At 67.7% G+C, this 15424-nt stretch carries 10 protein-coding genes; 3 read left to right on the forward strand and 7 right to left on the reverse strand.

Annotated features, from left to right (window positions below):
- Positions 1 to 36: 36 nt before the first annotated feature.
- The 5 genes from HRJ34_RS07220 to HRJ34_RS07240 all read right to left on the reverse strand — a co-directional run bounded on the left by HRJ34_RS07220 (position 37) and on the right by HRJ34_RS07240 (position 7649).
- Positions 37 to 993 (reverse strand): FecR family protein, encoded by a 957-nt coding sequence (locus tag HRJ34_RS07220; protein ID WP_208633714.1) that lies wholly within the window; start codon positions 991 to 993, stop codon positions 37 to 39.
- Positions 990 to 1508, reverse strand: a complete 519-nt coding sequence (locus HRJ34_RS07225) for an RNA polymerase sigma factor (protein WP_011951768.1) — start codon at positions 1506 to 1508, stop codon at positions 990 to 992. Before HRJ34_RS07225 ends, HRJ34_RS07220 begins: the two co-directional genes overlap by 4 nt.
- A gap of 258 nt (positions 1509 to 1766) precedes the next feature.
- Positions 1767 to 4154 carry a TonB-dependent receptor gene (locus HRJ34_RS07230; protein WP_208633715.1) on the reverse strand — a complete coding sequence of 796 codons (2388 nt, stop codon included), beginning with the start codon at positions 4152 to 4154 and terminating at the stop codon, positions 1767 to 1769.
- 42 nt (positions 4155 to 4196) lie between these two features.
- Entirely contained in the window at positions 4197 to 4952 is a 756-nt protein-coding gene (locus tag HRJ34_RS07235; protein ID WP_011951770.1) for an SDR family NAD(P)-dependent oxidoreductase, read from the reverse strand.
- Between the two features lie 123 nt (positions 4953 to 5075).
- Positions 5076 to 7649, reverse strand: a complete 2574-nt coding sequence (locus tag HRJ34_RS07240) for a LuxR C-terminal-related transcriptional regulator (protein WP_226949088.1) — start codon at positions 7647 to 7649, stop codon at positions 5076 to 5078.
- Positions 7650 to 7906: 257 nt separating this feature from the next.
- Between HRJ34_RS07240 and HRJ34_RS07245 the strand changes: the two genes are divergently transcribed.
- Genes HRJ34_RS07245 through HRJ34_RS07255 form a run of 3 tightly spaced genes read left to right on the forward strand, consistent with a single transcriptional unit; the run spans position 7907 to position 10974 of the window.
- Positions 7907 to 9325: an amidase gene (locus HRJ34_RS07245; protein WP_208633717.1), complete on the forward strand. Its 1419-nt coding sequence runs from the start codon at positions 7907 to 7909 to the stop codon at positions 9323 to 9325.
- 20 nt (positions 9326 to 9345) lie between these two features.
- The gene (locus tag HRJ34_RS07250; RefSeq protein WP_208633718.1) at positions 9346 to 10236 is read left to right on the forward strand and encodes a polysaccharide deacetylase family protein; all 891 of its coding nucleotides are present in this window, start codon (positions 9346 to 9348) and stop codon (positions 10234 to 10236) included.
- An 18-nt stretch (positions 10237 to 10254) separates the two neighbouring features.
- A complete protein-coding gene (locus HRJ34_RS07255; protein WP_208633719.1) occupies positions 10255 to 10974 on the forward strand; it encodes an SDR family NAD(P)-dependent oxidoreductase in 720 nt (239 codons plus the stop codon).
- Between the two features lie 5 nt (positions 10975 to 10979).
- Here HRJ34_RS07255 and HRJ34_RS07260 read toward each other — a convergent pair whose 3' ends face one another.
- Positions 10980 to 13124, reverse strand: a complete 2145-nt coding sequence (locus HRJ34_RS07260) for a CocE/NonD family hydrolase (RefSeq protein WP_208633720.1) — start codon at positions 13122 to 13124, stop codon at positions 10980 to 10982.
- 35 nt (positions 13125 to 13159) lie between these two features.
- On the reverse strand, positions 13160 to 15403 hold the full coding sequence (locus HRJ34_RS07265) for a TonB-dependent receptor (protein ID WP_011951776.1): 2244 nt from the start codon (positions 15401 to 15403) through the stop codon (positions 13160 to 13162).
- Positions 15404 to 15424: the final 21 nt, after the last annotated feature.

Raw genomic sequence — 15424 nt, forward strand, 5'->3', positions numbered from 1 at the left:
ACCCGCCCGATCGGTTTCCTAGGAAGGCGCCGAAATTTATGAAGATTTTTTGCCGATCAATATCTGGTCCGCATAAGAAGTATCTATCGGCACCGAGAGACTGTTTTTCACCATTTCGGCAAAACCGGCAGGATCATCGGTCCGAAAAACGCCATCGAACTGCTCGTTGAGCAATTTCGGATCCACGATGACCAGCTTGCGTTTATTATAGCGATTGAACTCCGACACCGCCTCGCTGAGAGGCTGGCCGACGAGGTCTATCTTTCCGCTGCGCCATGCCAGGGCCCGGTCGACGCCAGACGCTTCGGGCGGCACCCTTTCGACGGCGGCATTATTGCCTATGAAGGCGCCATCGCCGGCGGAGATGCGGATCATCTGCCCTTCCGCGCCATCCGCCCATGCATCCACGGTTCCTTCCGTCACCAGGATTCCCGCCCCCGTCTCCAGCTTGCGCACCGAAAACGCCGTTCCGACGGCCCTGACCCGGATGCGCCCTGCTTCGACCTCGAACGGGCGCTCGACATCCTTGGCGACCTGGAACCAGGCCTCCCCCTTGTCGACCTTCACCAACCGCTTGGACCGCTGGAGATTGATGGCGATCGCGCTGTCGGTATTGATGGCCGCGGTCGATCCGTCGGCCAAAGGTATCCGCCGAATTTCGCCGACGTCCGTCACATAGCTCGTCCCGCGGAAGACCACGGCGGCGACGCCGAGCGAGGCGGCGACGGCGGCGCCGCCAAAGCCCATGAAGGATCGCCTGCTCAGGCGCCGGCGCGGCTCGGCCGGAGGATTCTCGCCGAAGATTCCGGCGTCGGCGCTCGTCAGCATCGACAGGGCCGCCTGGGCCTGGAGCAAGGCGCCATCCCGGCGCGGGTCCGCCGCCAGCCATAGCTTCAACTCGGCTTCATCGTCGGGGCCCCAGGTCGCGCTGTGCATGCGCGCCACCCAGTCGGCGGCCTTATCCTCGATCTGCTGCGCAGTCTCTCGGGTCACAGCCGTTTCTCCGCTCGCAACAACGCATCGGCACGCGAATGCACCTCCTCCTCCTGCACCCTCATGCTGCGGACGATCGCCTTCACGCCTTGCGAGACGTGATATTCGACCATCCCCTCGCTTATGCCAACCATCCGGGCGATTTCCCGCTGCGACAGGCCCTGGATGCGGCGCATCTCGAATATCTCGCGGCAACGATCCGGCAGAAGGGCAATGAGCGTGCGAATGCGTTCATATTCCCGTTGCGCCGCGACCTCCCGTTCGGGCGAGGGCCTGTCGTCGTCGAAGGCTTCGATCTCGGCGATCGTGGTGAAGGACACGACCGACGCACGGCGTATGCGGCGCAGGAGAAGGTGGCGCACCACCGAGAAGAAATAGGCGTCCGGCCGCTCGATATGTTCAAAGCCGTCGAGGCCGGCGAGCTTGCAATAGGCCTCCTGGATCACGTCATCGATGTCTTCGGGCGACACCCGGGTCCGCCGCAACCAGGCGCGCACGTTGATCTCGTGGGGCATGATGAAAGCGCCCACCCATGCCGCGATCTGACGTCGTCGTTCGCTCCCTGGCTCACCCACCGTTGGCCGACCCTCTCTCCGTTTCGAAACGCCAACTGCATCTCGCCACAGCCTAGAGCCTCGCAATAGGAAGTTCCTAGGCGCATGTGGCAAATTTCTTCAGATAAGCCCGGCCAGGCCCCGAGGGGATCGGGATAAAGCGTGTGTAGTCGTTGACAGGCTGCGCGCCGGGAAAGCGCGCAGCCTGTCCGGGTCGTTCTAGAATTTATACCCCACGGTCACGCCGTAGGAGGCCGGCCGGCCCGCAAGCCGATAGACGGTGTCGAACGCCGATATGACGTTCTGCCAATAATATGTGTCGAAGACGTTCTTGCCCCAGATCATCGCCTTCCACTGGCCCCATTCCGCGCCAGCGCGCAGGTCGACGGTCTCGTAGCCCTTGATCGCGAAGGGCCTGGTGACGCCCGGCGCCATGCTGTTGACGGGCGACGCGGGGATGGTGAGGTCCGATCCGCCGATATAGGCGATCGTCTTCGCCCGGACGTTCAGCACCGCGCCGACGAACGGCGTCACCCCGCCCATGTCCCAGCGATATTCGCCGTCGACCTGGGCCTGCCACTTGGGCGAGAAGGGAATCGACGAGCCCGCGAAATCCTGCTGGACGCCCAGCACGTTGGTGCCGGTGTAGCGCTGCACCTTCGAGTTCACATAGGTCACCGACGCGCCGAGGGCGAGGCCGTGGAAGGGCCGCACGCCCGCTTCGATCTCGGCGCCGTAGAGACGCGACTTCGGCACGTTGATCAGCGCGTTGAGCACCCCGAAGATCGGATCGAGCGTCTTCCCGCGAATCTGCTTGTTGCGATAGTCGTAGTAGAAGGCGGCGACGTTGGTCGTGAACGTCCGGTCGGCCGTGGTCAGCTTCGCGCCGGCCTCATAGGCGGTGACGCTCTCCTGGGTGACCGGGATATATTGCGCCTCCGACGAGGCGCTGATCGTCGGATAGCTGCCCGCCTTGTAGCCGCGCGAGACGTTCGCGTAGAGCAGCACGTCCCGGTTGAGCTTGTAGTCGACGCCGAAGCGCCACGAGGTGTTGTGCTGCTTCAGCGAGTCGATGAAGGGCTGGCCGACCTGGAAGCTGCTGTTCAGCGTCACGCAGTCGATGCCGGGGCGCACCACCGGCGCCGGCCCGCCGGTCAGCAGCGCGGAGAGACCGGAGATCAGCGCCGCGGTCCGGCCATCGCCGAGGTCGGTGTTGCACAGGTTCACGCCGGTCAGGCTGTTGGTGTACCGCGCGCCGGCCTTCAGCGTCAGGCCCGGCGCGACGTCGACCTCGGCATTGCCGAAGAAGGCATAGTCGCGACGCAGCGTATTGCTGCGATAGCCGTTCTGGATGATGAAGTTCAGCCCGGCATTGCTGGTGCTGCCGGTCGAATAGCTGATCCCGTCATTCTCGCGGATGCGGCTGCGCTGGTAATTGGCGCCGAGCACCCAGCGGATCGACGATCGGCCGCCGTTCGACAGGCGCAGTTCCTGGAACACCGACTTGATCGTGCCGTCGTTGAACGGGATGTCGTCATTGTTGCTGGCGGTGCCGTCATAGTCCTGGCTCTGCCGCTGCCGGAAATGGAGGTAGGAGGAGAGCGAGGTCAGCGTGACCTGGTCGGTCAGGTCGATGTCGCCGCGCAGCACCGCCTGCTGGAATTTGCGGTTCGATCGCGGGCGCGGATCGAGGATCGAGCCGGTGGGGCTGACCGTCGTGCCGTTGGACCAGTCGGCGGCGCGGGCGTTCTGCGGCGGATAGGGATAGTTCACCACCTCGGGATAGGCGGCCGCCGCGATCTGCGGATAGACCGCGACGAGCTGGCCCGCCTGCGGGTCGGACTTGTCCTGCCAGGCGTTGAGCATGAGCGAGAATCTGACCGTATCGGCCGGCTCCCAGTCGAGCAGCCCGCGCACCGCATAGACCTCGGACTCGCCCAGGCTGTCCTTGCGGGTATAGCTCCTCTGCCAGTCGTCGGCGTGCAGATAATGGCCGGCGAGGCGGAACTTGAGCTGCTCGCCGAGCGGACCGCTGACGAAGCCGTTCGCCTCGACCATGTTGAAGCGGCCATAGCTGAGGTCGGCCCCGGCGGAGAGCGTGTCGGTCGGCTTGGCGGCGATATAGTTGATCGCGCCGCCGGTCGAGTTCTGGCCGAACAGCGTGCCCTGCGGCCCCTTCAGCACCTCGATCCGGTCGAGGTCGAACGCGCCCTGCGCGGACAGCACCGGGAAGGGCAGCGGCGCCTCGTCGGTATAGACGCTGACCGTGGGATAGGCCGCGAGCGACGCCTCGTTGAAACCGACGCCGCGCAGCGTGAAGACGGGGGTGTTGTTCTCGCTCGACGAATAGGACAGGCCCGGTACCGTCGCGGCGATGTCGGCCAGCGACACGATCTTGCGCTCGGTGAGCTGCTGCGCGCCGAGCACGGCCGCCGTCACGCCGACGTCCTTGAGCGCCTGGGTGCGCTTGTTGGCGGTGACGACGATCTCCCCCTCGGCGACGGCGTCGTCGGCCGCCTGGGCATGGGCCGGAACGGCGATGATCCCGATCAGGGCTGCGGACAGGGTAAGTCCCCGCCGGAAGGCGCGGCGTCGCTGGCTGGTCATGTCTTCCCTTTCTCTCGTTTTCATTATGATAAGGCGGCCCCGTCAGGCGCAGATGCCGCCGTCGATGGTCAGTTCCGATCCGGTGATGTAGCTGGCGTCGTCGGAGGCCAGGAACGCGATCGCGGCGGCGACCTCCTCGGGCCGGCCGATCCGCTTGAGCGGCGTCCTTTCGGCGATGTCGGATTGCCGCTCGGCGGAATTGATCCCCGCCATCGGCGTGTCGATCAGGCCGGGGAAGATGCAGTTGACCCGGACCTCGGGCGCCAGTTCGCGGGCCAGGGCACGGCTCGCGCCGCGCAGACCCCATTTGCTCGACATATAGCCGAGCGCATTGTCGAACCCGAACAGCGCGGCCCCCGACGCGACGTTGACCACCGACGCGTTGCCGGCCCGGCGCAGCAACGGCAGCAGCGCCTTGATGCCCAGCGCCGGCCCGAGCTGGTTGACCGCGAAGAAGCGGTAGAAGCTCTCCGCGCTGTGCTCGGCCAGCGAGCCGAGGCCGAAGATGCCCGCGCTGTTCACCAATATGTCGAGCGTCGGCGTCTCGGCGCGGATCAGCTCGGCCACCTGCCGCCATGCGCTGAGGTCGGAGACGTCGGCGGCGATGCGACGCTCCCCCTCCGCAGGGGACAGATCGAGCCGGAACACGCGGGCCCCCTCGGCCTCCAGCCGATCGGCGGCGGCCTGCCCGATCCCGCTCAGCGCTCCGGTGACCAGCGCGGTGCGGCCCTCCAGGCGGCGACCGATCGACGGGTTGCCGGCGGCGGCGGCCGATGGCGGGGAAGGATCACTGACCAATGGAAGCTCCGGTCTCCGATGCTATGAGACCATCGCTACCCCGCCCCCGTACCGGGCGGACCACCACAAGGTATGGGCGGCTCGATTTTTTTCACCCGCCCGAAAGGATTGGGAGGGCTCGCCCTATCGCCGGCCGGCGGCGGCCCGCGACGACGCCAGCTCCAGATGCCGGACCATCGCCCCCGCCGAGGCGCGGTTCGGCGCGCCGAGCTTCTCCAGCACGTTGCGGACGTGCCATTTGACGGTGTGCTCGGACAGGCCCAGCCGCCGGGCGATCCACTTGTTCTTGTGCCCTTCGATCACCAGCGAGAGGATCTCGCCCTCGCGCGCGCTCAGGCCATGCTCGGTCGCGGCCAGTTGCAGGGCGTCGCTCGTCTCCGGCCCGGTCCCCTCCCCGTCCCAGTCGCCGTTGAGCAGCGCCTGGACCGGATCGGGCGCCTCGCGGAAGACCATCGGAAAACGCTCGCCGGTGACGCGTGCCTGCCGCGCCAGCCGGCTCGCGGCGGCGTCCTGGCGGCCGAGCTGGATCTGCGCCTCGACCAGCAGCAGCTCGGCGCGCGGGCGCGCGCTGTTCTGCCGGCGCTCCAGCCATGCCGCGAGCCGGGGCGTCGCGCCGGCCGCCTCGCCCCAACGCCCTTCCGCGATCATCATCCGCAGCCGGCTGATCTCCACGTCGAACAGCAGCCGGTCGGGAAGCACGCCTTCCCGCGCGGCGAAGCGGTCGAGTTCGGCCCAGACGAGCCGGAGCTGGCGGACGTCCTCCTCCCCCAGCAACAGCCTGATCCGCTCGGCCGCGACCGTCGTCCGGGTCTTGCCGGCGCTGTCGCCGTGGCGCGACGCCGCCAGCTCGTCGAGCACGTCATGCGCCGCCGCCCGATCGCCCAGCGCCGCGCAGGTGCGGCTCAGATAGACCGCCAGCCGGCGCTGTATCTCGATATTGCCGCACCGCCGGATCAGCGGCACGGCGAATTCGAGCTGCTGCCGCGCGGTGAGGAGGTCCCCCCGCTCATAGGCGCAGGCACCCCGCCAGCCCCGGCACAGCGCCGCCGCGAACGAGATGTTGCCTGCCGTGCGGTTGGCGAGCTGCTCGGCCTTGGCCAGCTCGGCATCCGCGACATCGGCCTTGCCCTCCGCGATCAGGCAGATCGCCCGCGTGCACCGCGAGAAGATATAGCCATAGGGGCAGTCCGCCCGCAGCAGCAGCGTCCCCGCCTTGTCGCAGAAGCTCCACGCCGTCTCATAGTCGCCGATGCCGATCCGGCTCATCGTGACGAAGTTGGCGAGCGTCCCCGCCAGGAAGGGGGCGCTGTCCTCGAGCCGGTCGACCAGTTCGCCGCCGCGGACGAGGATATCCTCCAGCTCGTCGGCGGCGACGCGCATCGCGACGTCGAGCAGCTCGATCTCCGCGGTATCGCCGCCATCGCCGCGGCGCTGCGCGATCTCGCCCAGCGCCGCCTCGCCCGCCTCCCACTGGCCCGCGTGGAACAGCGCCCAGCAGCGGATCGTCGGCAACCTCGGATGGCTCTGCATGACGCTTTCGGAGACGCTCTCCAGCCAGGAGGCGAGGCGCGGTATGTCGCCCTTGTAGATCAGCGCCATCGCGCTCTCGGCGATCAGGTCCGCGGCCTTGGCCTCGTCCCTGCTCGCCAGCGCATAGGCGACCGCATCCTCGCCCAGCCCGCATTCCTCGCAATGGCGCACCGCGGCGGCATAGACCGCCGGAAGGTCGATGCCCTCGCGCGGGGCCCGGCCGCGCAGGAAATCCTGGAAGAGATGATGATAGCGATACCAGCGCTGCTGGTCGTCGAGCGGGACGATGAAGAGGTTGGCCGCCTCGACCAGCTCGATCATGCCCTGCGCATCGGCGATTCCGGTCACCGCGCCGGCCAGGTCGCAGTCGAAACGGTCGAGCAGCGCGGTGCGGAACAGGAAGTCGCGGACGTCCGCCGATTGCTCGTCGAGCACGAAGGAACTCAGATAGTCGGCGACCTCCCTGCGGCTGCCCGCGAAATTCTCGAGCAGCTCGACATGGCCTTCCCGGCCCTTGAGCGAGAGCGAGGCGAGCTGCAATCCGGCGATCCAGCCCTCGGTCCGTGTGCAGAACAGCTCGCCACCGCTGCGGCCGATATCGATGCCGTGGACGTCGCGCATGAAGGCGGTCGCCTCGTCGCCGTCGAAGCGGAGTTGGTCGAAATCCACCTCCGCCATCGCGCTATAGGCACGCAGCCGGGCGAGCCCGAGGTCGGGATAGGCGCGGCTCGACAGGACGATCAGCAGGTTGGGCGGCGCCAGCCGGAGGATCTCGCGCAGGACGAGGTCGTTCTCGGGCGTCGCCGCCAGATAATAATCGTCGACGAACACCGCCGTCCGCTGGCCGAGCAGCGAGACCGCGTTGACGAAGCTGTCGATGAAGTCGTCGGACTGCAACTCGAACCCGTTGAGCGCGAAGCGCTCGCCCGAAAGCTGCGCCTCGTCGGCCGCCAGCCGCAGGCTCTCCGCGAGCAGCGAGAGCAGCCGGCCCGGATTGCGGTCGCGCTCGTCGAGCGACAGCCAGGCGACGAGCCGCCCCTGCTCGCCAAGCGCCGCATACCATTGCGACATGAAGGTCGTCTTGCCCGAACCGGCGGCGGCGGTGACCAGCACCAGGCGCTTGTCCTCGAACGCGCTGGCCATGGCGAGCAGGCGGGGCCGCGCCATCGTCCGACCCCAGTTCACGGGTGGCGTGAACTTCGTCAACGCTGCAGAGAAATGTGCCGCCATTCCATCCTGCCGTAAGCCGCCGCCATCATCTTACAGGAGAGTCGAAGGCGGTAAAGATGGCCCGGATTCCTGGCGAAGGAGCCATCTTTAAGGATGGGTCCCCGCAAAGAAATTTGTGCGCGGGCCATCCTTCGGGATGGTGACCTCGCGCCCCGGCTTGGACATTTTCCGCACCGCCCTTGCGGAAGACGAACATGAACTTCGAAGACTATCAGGCGCATGACGCGCTGGCCCTCGCCGGGCTGATCCGCGGCGGAGCGGTGAGCCGGGACGAGGTCAAGGCCGCCGCCACCGCCGCCGTCGAGCGGCTGAACCCGAGTCTGAACGCCGTCATCGAGACGTTCGACGACGAACCGACGGCGAACGACGGAGTCTTCGCCGGCGTGCCCTTCCTCGTGAAGGACCTCGTCCTCCATCGCCGGGGCGGGCTGGTGGAGATGGGGTCGCGCTTCGCCCGGGGGCTGCGGACGCCGGGCGACACCTTCCTGATGGAGCGTTTCCGCGCCGCCGGGCTGGTCGCGATCGGGCGGACCAACACGCCGGAGTTCGGCCATGGCTGCACGACCGAGCCGGTCGCCAACGGGCCGACGCGCAATCCCTGGAACCCGGCGCACATGGCGGGCGGCTCCAGCGGGGGATCGGCCGCCGCCGTCGCCGCCGGCATGGTGCCGATCGCGCACGGCAATGACGGCGCCGGATCGCTGCGCAACCCGGCGGCCTGCTGCGGCGTCTTCGCGCTGAAGCCCAGCCGGGGCCGGATCACCCTCGGCCCGGACTCGGGCGACGCGCTGTTCGGCATGGGCTGCGAAGGCGTGCTGTCGCGCAGCGTCCGGGATTCGGCGGCGGCGCTCGACGCGGTCGCGGGCCCGGCGGCCGGCGATCCCTATATCATCGCGCCGCCCCACGCCCCCTATCGGCAGGAGGTCGATCGCGATCCCCCGCCGCTGCGGATCGCCGTCACCACCGATGCCTGGTCCGGCGCGCCGATCGGCGAGGAAAGCCGGGCCGCCACCTGGCAGGCCGCCCGCCTGTGCGAAGCGCTCGGCCATCATGTCGAGGAGGCGCGGCCGGCGTTCGACTATGCGGAATATCGCCGCGCCAATATCGACGCCTGGGCGGCCGGCATGGTGAGCTGGGTCGACGGACTCGCCGCGATCAACGGCCGGGTCCCCGGCGACGACAATCTCGAAGCGGCGACCCTCGCCATCTACCGCCACGGCAAGGCGCTGAGCGCTGGCGAGCTGCTCGCCGTGCCGGCGGTCATGAACCGGATCAGCCGCGCCGTCGGCGGCTTCTTCGAGACCTATGACCTGCTGCTGACGCCGGTCACCGCGACGCCGGCCGCCCCGCTCGGCACCTATGACCAGAACGCGCCGGGCATCACGCCCGAACGCTGGTTCGATCACAAGGGCTCGTTCACGCCGTTCCTGGCGCTGTTCAACCTGACCGGCCAGCCGGCCATGTCGGTGCCGCTCTGCCACAGCGCGGACGGCCTGCCGCTCGGCGTCCAGTTCGCCGCCGGCTTCGGCCGCGAGGACCTGCTGTTCCGGCTCGCGGGCCAGCTCGAACGCGCCTTGCCCTGGGCCTCGCGGCGACCGCCGCTCCGCCCCTGACGCCCATCAAAGGAGACTTCATGGACCGCCTCACCGTTTGCCTGACCTTCGACGTCGACGGCATGTCGTCCTGGATCGGCACGGCAAAAAGCCGGAACCCCAGCATGTTGTCGCGCGGCGACTTCACCGTGGTGGCGACCCCGCGCCTCCTCGACCTGCTCAGGAAGCTCGACATCCGCGGCAGCTTCGCCGTGCCCGGCCACACCGCCTATGCCTTTCCCGACATGGTCAAGCGCATCCGCGACGAAGGCCATGAGATCGTCCACCATGGCTGGGTCCACGAGAACCCGGCCGACTTCGACGAGGCCGGCGAGCGACGCGTGCTGGAGAAGGGCCTGACCGCGCTCGACCGCGCGGCCGGGGTGCATCCGACCGGCTATCGCTCCCCCGCCTGGGATTTCAGCCCGGCGACGGTGAAACTGCTGCTCGAATATGGCTTCCACTACGATTCGAGCTGCATGGGCCATGATTTCGAAGCCTATTATCTCCGTACCGGTGATGATTGGGGGCCTGATGAACCCTATCGGTTCGGCCCGACCGTCGATCTGGTCGAGCTGCCGGTGAACTGGGCGCTCGACGATTTCCCGGCGTTCGAGTTCGTCCTCGGCATGAACCCGGCCGGCGTCATCCCCGAGGATCTCGGGCGGACCTGGAAGGCCGATTTCGACTTCGCGCTCGAACGCTGCCCGGGGGGCATCTTCAACCTCACCAACCATCCCGAGACGATCGCGCGCGGCAGCCGCCTGGCGATGCTCGAAAGGCTGATCGACCATATGCGCGGCCAGGCCGGCGTCGTGTTCGACACGCTGGGCTCCTATGCCGCGAAGTGGAAAGCCGCCAACCCGCTCGACCAGTGGAAGGCCGCCAACCCGCTCCGCACCGGGGCGAACGCGATCGTGCAGGCCGATTGAGCCACGGGGAGGCACGCCATGCGCCTGAAGGACAAGGTGGCGATCGTCACCGGCGGACATAGCGGCATCGGCCGCGGCTGCGTCGAGACGCTGATCGGCGAAGGCGCGATCGTCTATGCCGCCGACCGCACGCCCTCCCCGTTCGGCACGGACGATCCGCGCCTGACCAGCGTGGCGCTCGACGTCAGCCGCGCCGACGAATGGGCCTCGCTGGCGGCCATGGTCGCGGCGGCGCATGGCGGCCTCGACCTGCTCGTCAACAATGCCGGGATCGGCTTCTTCGAGGGCATCCACGACACCTCGCTGGAGGCCTGGAACCAGGTGATCGCCGTCGACCAGACCGGCGTCATGCTGGGCATGCAGGCCTGCCTGCCGCTGCTCCGCGAACGGCGCGGCAACATCGTCAACATCGCCTCGATCTTCGGGATCATCGCGATCCCCGGCATGGCCGCCTATCATGCCGCCAAGGGCGCGGTGACCGCGATGACGCGCAACGCGGCGATCAGCTATGCCGACTGGGGCGTCCGCGTGAACGCGATCCACCCCGGGCTGATCGACACCCCGTCGCTCCGCTCGCGGGGGCCGGAGGCGGTGCAGGGCACGCTCGACGCCACGCCGCTCGGCGTGATGGGTTCCCCGCGCGACGTGGCGATGGCGGTGCTCTACCTCGGCAGCGACGAGGGCCGCTTCGTCACCGGCGCCTCGCTGGTCGTCGACGGCGGCTACACCGTCCAGTGACGCGCCTATGAGAAGGTCCGCGGGATCACCTTCTCCCAGGATTTCTCGAAGAAGACCGCGTCGCCGTCCCAGGCCTTGAACGTCGCCGTCACGACATAGTCGTCCTTCGTCATCCGGAACGACAGATGCGTGTCGACCTTGGCGTTCCAGTCGTCGCGCCGGAAGCTCTGGGACGCCCAATAGTCGCTATGGGCGCTGAGCGGATCGTCATCGGCGATGACCGACATGTCGCGCAGTTCGGACGCCAGCACGGTCCCGACGGGATTGACGCGGAAGGCGCCCCCACCCGACCGGTTCTCGATCGTCTGCACCTCGCCGGTCCGGGTCACCGTCATGGCGGGGGGGCGATCGGGCGTCAGCACCGTCTCGGCGATATAGGGAGGGACGAACGGATCGCCGAGCGGCTTCAGCAGAGCGTCGCTCGCCCTGGGCGCGCGCACCGGCAGGATCAGCGAGCTCACGCCCGGATAGAGGGTCAGCGTCACCGGCTCGGGCGACGGGAAGACCAGCGGCCAGTAGGAGGTCGAGATCGCCACCCGCAGGCGCGCGCCGGCTTTGAAGGCCATGCTGCAATGCTTCATCGGCACATGGACCTTGTAGCGGGTCCCCGGCACCAGCATCGCGGGATGCTCATGGCTGTCGCGATGGGTGAGGTTGAGCACGCCATAGCTGATCCGGCGCGAGGTCCCGTCGGGATGGAGTTCGTCGAGACGGACGGCGACGAGCGCCACCGGCCTGTCGACCGACAGTTCGAGGTCGACGGCGGGGAAGCCGAGGATCTCCATCCTTTCCGCGAGCGGCGCGCCGTCGAACACCAGCGAGCGGGCATCGTCGACCCGTTGGTCGGTCGGCAGCTGGACCCGCAGCAGATCGCTGTTCCCGGCGCCGGCCGGGCACCAATAGCCCGCCGCGATGCCGACCGTCTGATGCGGTGCGAGGGTCAGCGGAGCGCCCGTCTCGGGTTCCGCCGCCAGGCCCTGCCGGTTGAGGAACAGGCGTCGCGACCGGATATTGGATGACGGCCAGCCAGGCTCGGCGACCCAGCGGCCCGCCACCGTCTCGCTTCCGTCATGTGCGGCGTCGTCCTGCATCCAGGCGCGATAGGCCGGCTCCTCCATGATGCCGGTGTCGACGCCCTTGAGCCAATGGTCCCACCAGCGCCGCGCCTCGGTGAGATAGTCGATCAACGGCCCCGGGCCGCCGGTGTGCGGATAGCTGTGCCCCCATGGTCCGATCAGCGCCTTCCTCGGCACCGTCAGATGCTCCATCAGCCGGGGCACCGCGTTCGGATAGCCGTCGACCCAACCGCCGATCGCATAGACCGGGACCTGGATCGCCGCATGATCCTCGCTGACCGAACCGTGCTTCCAGAACGCGTCGCGCGTCTGGTGACTCAGCCAGTCGGCGATGACCAGGTCGAGCCCCTCGCAGCGGGCGCGCCACATCGCGCGCCAGTGATCGCCCACCACCTGCGGATCGGGCGGATAGCCCTGGAGCGCGAAGAACACCGATCCCCACACGCCCATGTCCTGGCAGATCGTACCGCCCAGATAATGGGCGTCGTCGGCGTAGCGATCGTCGGAACAGCCATGGACGAGGATCGCCTCGAGCGCGGGCGGCCGCCGCGCCGCTATCTGCAAGGCGCTGAAGCCGCTCCACGACAGGCCGGTCATCCCGACCTTTCCGGTGCACCATTTCTGCCGGGCGACCCAGGCGATGATCTCCAGGCCGTCGTCCTGCTCGACCTTCAGATATTCGTCCTTGAGCACCCCTTCGGAATCGCCCGATCCGCGAATGTCCGGGTGGATGCAGGCATAGCCGTGCGACGCGAAATAGTTGAACAGCCGGTCGTCTTCGGAGCGGGTGATGTCGCGGCGGCGATAGGGCCAATATTGGATGATCGCGGGGACGGGATTCCGGTCGGCGTCGGCGGGAAGCACGATCCGCAGCGCGAGCCGGGTCCCGTCCGACATCGTCACCCATGCCGTTTCGATGACCCTGATCTCGCGCGGTCCCATCGGGGACTGGCCGATCCCCGTGGCGGCGAGTGCGCGCGCGCCGCCCGCCGCCAACGGCGCCGCGCAGGAAAGCTCGAGCAACGCGCGGCGGGACAGGTTCCGCGCTCCCTCCCGATCGCTTCCGGAACCCATCTGCCCCTCCCCTGTCGGCTATCCTCTTGCGAACGTCAGAACCGCACCTTGGCGCGCGCGCCGAAGGTCCGCGGGCGGCCGTAATAATAGCGGTCGGCGATCGCGGTCGGGCGCGAGCGACTGACCAGCGAGATCATCCGGCTGTTGTTCAGGTTGGTGCCGAACAGGCTGAACTCCCACGGCCCCCTGTCATAGGTCACCGAGGCGTTGACCGTCTGGTAGGCGGGGATCTTGCGGCGCAGCGGATCGGCCTCGTTGAACTCGGTATAGCTGTTGCCGCGCATCTGGAAATCGCCGGAGAAGGTCAGCGATCCGTCCTCGATCGGCACGACATAGGCCGCGTTCGCCGCCACCGTATATTTGGGGAAATAGGGCACCCGGTCGCCGTCGACCGCGCCGGCATTGGGGATCGCCCCGTTCGCCTGCGCATCGGTGTAGGAGCCGTTGATGCCGATCGTCAGCGCGTCGCTGAGCTTGAAGCGGCTTTCCAGCTCCAGGCCCATGCTGCGGACCTTGCCGGCGTTCTGGGTGAAATAATAGCCGCAGTCGAGGTTGCGGTTGGTCTGCACCTTCTTCCAGTCGACGTAGAAGGCGGCGACGTTGAACGTCACGCGGCGATCGAAGAACTGCCCCTTCTCGCCGACCGTGTAGCTCCACAGATTGTCTGGGCCGAAGGTGAGCGGCGCGCTGGTCAGGCCCGCCGCCGCCAGCGCCGCGCCGCAGAAGGACGCCGGCACTGGCTGGTTGACGCCGCCATAGCGGAAGCCTCGCGCCGCCTCCGCATAGAGCATCAGATTCTCTTGCGGGCGATAGGCGATCACGGCGCGCGGGTTGAAGCCGTTGGCCTTCTCGGTCCCCGCCTGGGTCAGCGGCTGGCCCGGCGCCAGCGATCCGGCGACACCCGAGTAGAACAGGTCGAAATCCTGCTTGAAGTCGAAATAGCGCAGGCCGCCGGTCAGGTCGAACTTGCCGAGCGTCAGCGTCGCCTCGCCGAACAGGGCGAACTGGTGCTCGTCGATGTTCTGCAAGCCCGAGAAGACGTCGTTGGGCTGGAACGCCTGATAGTCGGTCTGGCTGTTGAAGGTCGGATCGCCGATGATCGCGCCGAAGGTGGAGTCGAAGTCGGTGGTCGGCGTATCCTGGTAATAATGGCGCTTGGTCTTCTGGTAATAGGCGCCGACCGTCCAGTTGAACCGGTCGGACTTGGCCGACACCAGCCGGACCTCCTCGGAGAAATCCTTCACCCGGTTGTCGACGATGCCCAGCGAGACGAAGGACGGGATGCCGAACAGTGCGGCGGTGTCGCCATAGTCGCTGGTGTTGTGCGTCTTGCGATCGACATAGGAGGTCGAGGCGGACAGCGTCGCGAAGCCGAAGTCATAGGCGCCGGTGACGTTGTAGATCTTCAGATTGTCGTCGAAGACCTCGGGCACCGCCGTGATGTAACTGTAGCGCGAGAAGCCCGCATAGCCGGCGTTGGTGCCGTTCACGTCGAGCTTGGCGAAGGTGAAGCTGGCGTCGAGGGTGAACTCCGGCGACGGCGTCCAACGCGCGGCGACGCGCGCCTGGGTGCTCTCGTCGCTGTTGGCGTTCTTCTTGCCCAGGCCCGTATTGTCGATGAAGCCGGCGTTGCGCCCCTGATAGCCGCCGATCCGGACCGCGAGCGTGTCGCTGAGCGGAGCGTTGACGATGCCGCGCAGCCCATAGTTCAGATTACCGTGCGCGGTCGTCGAGACGATGCCCTCGGCAGATCCGGAGAAGCCCTTGGTGTCGGGCTTGGCGGTGATGTAGCGGATCGTGCCCGCCATCGATCCGGCGCCGTAGAGCGTGCCCTGCGGCCCGCGGATCACCTCGATCCGTTCGAGATCGAACACCTTGAGCTCGGGATTGCCGCTCTGCAATGCGAGCGGCACGTCGTCGAGGTAGATCGCGACCAGCGGGCGATCCTGCACGTTGGTGACGGAGATGGTGCCGGTGGTGATGCCGCGCATGTCGACGCGGTTCACGCCGGGCTGGGTCTGCTGGACGTTGATCGACGGGGCGACGTTGGCGATGTCGGCGAGGCCGCCCTGCCCCTTGTCGGCCAGCGCGTTCGGGCTGATCGCCGAGATGGCGAGCGCGGCGCGCTGGATCGACTGGCTGCCCTGGCGGTTGGCGGTGACGATGATGTCGTCGCCGGACGGCGCTTCGCCGGAAGCTGCCTGCGCCTGGGCGGCTCCCGCCGCCAGGGCCGCGCCGATCGCGGCGATCGATGCGAAGGCCAGAACTGATTTCCCCATCTCAACGTCCCCTTTATTATC

The sequence above is a fragment of the Rhizorhabdus wittichii genome, assembly GCF_017607425.1.
Lineage (GTDB): Bacteria > Pseudomonadota > Alphaproteobacteria > Sphingomonadales > Sphingomonadaceae > Rhizorhabdus > Rhizorhabdus wittichii.